The following is a 3,386-nucleotide window of genomic DNA, read 5'->3' on the forward strand; positions in this document are numbered from 1 at the left end:
CCGGGGAAACGGCTCCGACCACCCGCCCCTTCCGCAGCCGTATCTGTCCCTCTTTTCCTCCGGAAACTACCCGCAGGACACCGCTTTCCTCGGAGAGAGCCAGGGCCTGAAGAAGGGCCTCCAGCCTAAGCCCTTCCAGCGTACCCTTCAACCCTTCTCCCATATCCTTCTCCCCGATCCGGCCAGCGGCTAAGCCACCCCCCCAGGTCCCTCAGCCCATACTCCGGAAAACCGCCCCCCTCGGCAAAATAGATAGGGGCCTCCGGATAGAGACACTCCCTGCGCCGGGCAATAAGCACCTTTCCCCCGCTCTTGCGCACTTCGTTCAGACCGATTTTGCCCTTTTCGAAACGCCCCGGCCCTACCAGGGCCAGGACCCGATCCCTGAGAAGGACCGAGGCTTCAAGGAGCAGACTGTCAAAAAGATCCTCCCGGGAAACCCCGGAAGGCACGGTCATACTCCTCACCCTGATTCCCCCCTCTTCGTCCTCCTCCAGCCTCCACCAGCGTTCCACCCCGGTAAGATAGATGAACCCCTCCCTGAGAGTCTCTCCGGACTGAAGCAATTTTACCGGAAGTTCGCACTCCTCGACCAGATATTCCGCAAAGGACTCCACCCATCGGTCCGGCAGGGCCACACACCAGAGCTGGGGGGCCCTTATCTCCTCCAGGTGCTGGACGAGACGCAGGAAAAAGGTATAGCTTCCCTCCTTGGTCAGCACCACCACCAGCTCCCGGGCCGGGGCAGCCGAGGTCAACCCCTTCTTCCGCAGTCTCTTCCGGGTGATGAAACGGATGTTTTCCAGATCCACCGCAGCCACCCTCTTGAGGCGATCGTAAAGGAGCTTCTCGAAAGCCCCACCGCTCTCCCAGAGACCTCCAGGCTTGGGCAAAAAATCCAGGGCCCCGTAACGTAAGGATTCAAAGGCGGTCTTAGAACCCTCCTTGGTGAGAGCACTAACCATAAGCACCGGCATGGGCCTGCGGACCATAAGTTTCTTGAGGAGCACCAGACCATCCATGGCCGGCATATTTACGTCCAGCGTGCATACATCCGGCTCCAGCCTCTCTATCATTTCCAGGGCCTCCATTCCGTTGGAGGCCTTCCCCACCGGGACAAACTCGGGAAAGGAAAGAAGGGCCTTTTCCAGAAGACGACAGATGAGGGGAGAATCGTCAATGATAAGGACCCGTTTCATACCCGATTTTTCCTCTTGATTTGTTATTATTATTCATATTATTCTAGTTCTGTCAAACAAATGGAGGATGATTATCATGGGCGTTCTGGTATTAACTCCCGAAAAGGTAGCCCAGTTGGAGAAATTGTTACAGGATTATCTCATCTCCATAGGAGTGAGTCTGGCTTTGCTCATCGACGAAGCGGGTAATATCCTGGTTTCGGTAGGAGAAAACCAGGACGTGGATGTGACCTCTCTGGCCGCCCTGGCGGCGGCCAACTTCGGAGCCACCAATCAGATCGCCAAGCTCCTGGGGGAAGACGATTTCTCCATCCTTTACCATAAAGGAAAGAAGGATAACATCCATCTCAGCAAGATCCGGGACGAGCTCATCCTGGTGACGGTCTTTAGAGACGATGTTCCCCTGGGCCTGGTACGTCTCAAAGTCAACCAGGTAGCCAAGGAGATCCAGGAGATTTAATGGCGCTCATAGACCTCAAGAAGAAAGAGATCTACTGCAAGATCGTCTATTACGGCCCGGGGCGTTCCGGCAAAACCACCAATCTTCTTTATATCTATAATGCCCTTCCGGATCGATTTAAGGGAAAACTCCTGACCATCGAAACTAAGGGAGAAAGGACCCTCTTTTTCGATCTCCTCCCCCTGAGTCTGGGAAAGATCAAAGACCTGGACATTCGCCTCCAGCTTTACACCGTTCCCGGGCAGGCCATTTATAAACCGGCCCGAAAGATTGTCCTCAAGGGGGCCGATGGGGTGGTCTTTGTAGCCGATTCCCTGCGCATACGCCGCGAAAAGAACAAAGAGAGTCTGGCGGATCTCAAGGAACACCTCTTCGAATGGGGAGTGGATATCCACGAAATTCCCTTGGTCTTCCAGTACAACAAGCGGGATCTGGCCTCCATGGGCATTCCCATCCTCTCGGTGGAAGAGCTCCAGGAAGACCTCAATAAAGACCTGAATGCCCCTTATTTCGAAGCCGTGGCTCCGAAGGGTATCGGTGTTTTCGATACCCTGAAGACCATCAGCAAATTGAGCGTGCGTTACATTGCCAAAAAATACCTTTAGCAGGGGCCCACTATGGAAGAAAAAGACAAGGAACAACAGGAATTAGAGCTGGAGTTAGAGGTAGAAAAGGCCCTGGACGAAATCTTTAAAACCGCTAAACCCACCGAACTTAAGGAAGAAGAGATCGAGGGCTATTCCCTGCTCGAACCCATTATCGAGGAAGGCGAGGAATCCTTCCGGCACCTTCTGGAAGAACTGGTGGGAGAGATCCTGACCATCGAATGGGAGATTATACCAGAAATAGCGGAAAAGGCCATAGAAAAGTGTAAAAAATTACAACAATTTAAATTAGATATTCCCAATCAACGCTTGTTAAAAATACTAGAAACCATTCTGGTGGAGGTTAAGACCCCGGAACGGGTTACCGCTCCCAAACTGGATCTCCTGAAAAAGGCCGGAGATCTCCTTTACAAACATAATTTTGAGCAGCGTGAGGTGGGAGAGGAGGTAGCCGAACTGGAAAAGGCCTTAAAGACCCTGGAAGAAGAGGTTGCGGTTCCGGAAAAGGAGGCCGAGCTGCCGGAACTGGAACTGGAATTGGAACTGGAGGAACCGGCGAGGGAAGAGGCCCCCCCGGCTCCTCCGGAGGTGGAGGTCCCGCGGGAAGAGGAAAAACCCCCGGAAAGGCCGCTTACAGAGAGGCCGGTCCTGGAGAAGCCGATTCCGGAGACTCCGGTCCGGGCTTCGGCGGAACCTGCAGCCGAAATCCCGGATCTCACCCGGCAGTTTCTTCAGGAATACGAACGCTGGGTGGCGGTGGAGGAACTGGCCCGTCTGGGCCGAAAAAAGGCCCTGCGCAAGCTGATCCTCAAAGCCAAAAACGAATGTCGGGAAATCCTCCTCCGAATGGACCCGACTCTGGAAAAGGTCCTGGCCCAGAAGGAAGAAGAGATTCGCAATTTCATCGCCGAAAAGGAAAAACGCCCGCGCCTTCCGGTCATCCGGGAGGCCCTCTGGTGCAAGACCCCCACCCGGGTCCTGATCATTCCTCTGGAGGAGGTAGCTTTTGCCGGAGAGATCCTGAGCCACTGGCGTTCCTCCCTCATGGAGGGGGTCTTTCCCCTGAAGCTCCTCAAGGGCAGGGGGCTATGGGCCCGCTTTTTCGGTAAGGTTGCCCCCAAG

At 54.6% G+C, this 3,386-nt stretch carries 4 protein-coding genes and 1 pseudogene; 3 read left to right on the top strand and 2 right to left on the bottom strand.

The window, feature by feature from the left end:
- Window positions 1–163 (bottom strand): DUF4388 domain-containing protein (locus tag F8J34_RS09710; protein WP_363315383.1); only part of this gene is annotated, 163 nt, incomplete at its 3' end.
- Window positions 126–1,199, bottom strand: coding sequence for a chemotaxis protein CheB (locus F8J34_RS00685; RefSeq protein WP_297055333.1), 1,074 nt, complete (start codon window positions 1,197–1,199; stop codon window positions 126–128). The genes F8J34_RS09710 and F8J34_RS00685, both read right to left, overlap by 38 nt.
- A gap of 67 nt (window positions 1,200–1,266) precedes the next feature.
- On the opposite strand from F8J34_RS00685, the gene F8J34_RS00690 reads away from it, so the two are divergent.
- The 3 genes and pseudogenes from F8J34_RS00690 to F8J34_RS00700 all read left to right on the top strand — a co-directional run.
- Window positions 1,267–1,659 carry a roadblock/LC7 domain-containing protein gene (locus tag F8J34_RS00690; protein WP_297055336.1) on the top strand — a complete coding sequence of 131 codons (393 nt, stop codon included), beginning with the start codon at window positions 1,267–1,269 and terminating at the stop codon, window positions 1,657–1,659.
- Entirely contained in the window at window positions 1,659–2,264 is a 606-nt protein-coding gene (locus F8J34_RS00695) for a GTPase domain-containing protein (RefSeq protein WP_297055339.1), read from the top strand. The genes F8J34_RS00690 and F8J34_RS00695 overlap by 1 nt, the downstream gene beginning before the upstream one ends.
- A 12-nt stretch (window positions 2,265–2,276) precedes the next feature.
- Window positions 2,277–3,386 (top strand): annotated as a pseudogene (locus tag F8J34_RS00700) (hypothetical protein); the annotation flags it as partial.

Origin of the sequence: Thermosulfurimonas sp. (assembly GCF_015491435.1) — a bacterium.
Taxonomy (GTDB): Bacteria; Desulfobacterota; Thermodesulfobacteria; order Thermodesulfobacteriales; family Thermodesulfobacteriaceae; genus Thermosulfurimonas_A.

What these genes read in the sequence shown, in the direction of transcription:
- F8J34_RS00685 (WP_297055333.1), bottom strand. Translation starts at nt 1,199, where the DNA reads ATGAAACGGGTCCTTATCATTGACGATTCTCCCCTCATCTGTCGTCTT.
- F8J34_RS00690 (WP_297055336.1), top strand. Translation starts at nt 1,267, where the DNA reads ATGATTATCATGGGCGTTCTGGTATTAACTCCCGAAAAGGTAGCCCAG.
- F8J34_RS00695 (WP_297055339.1), top strand. Translation starts at nt 1,659, where the DNA reads ATGGCGCTCATAGACCTCAAGAAGAAAGAGATCTACTGCAAGATCGTC.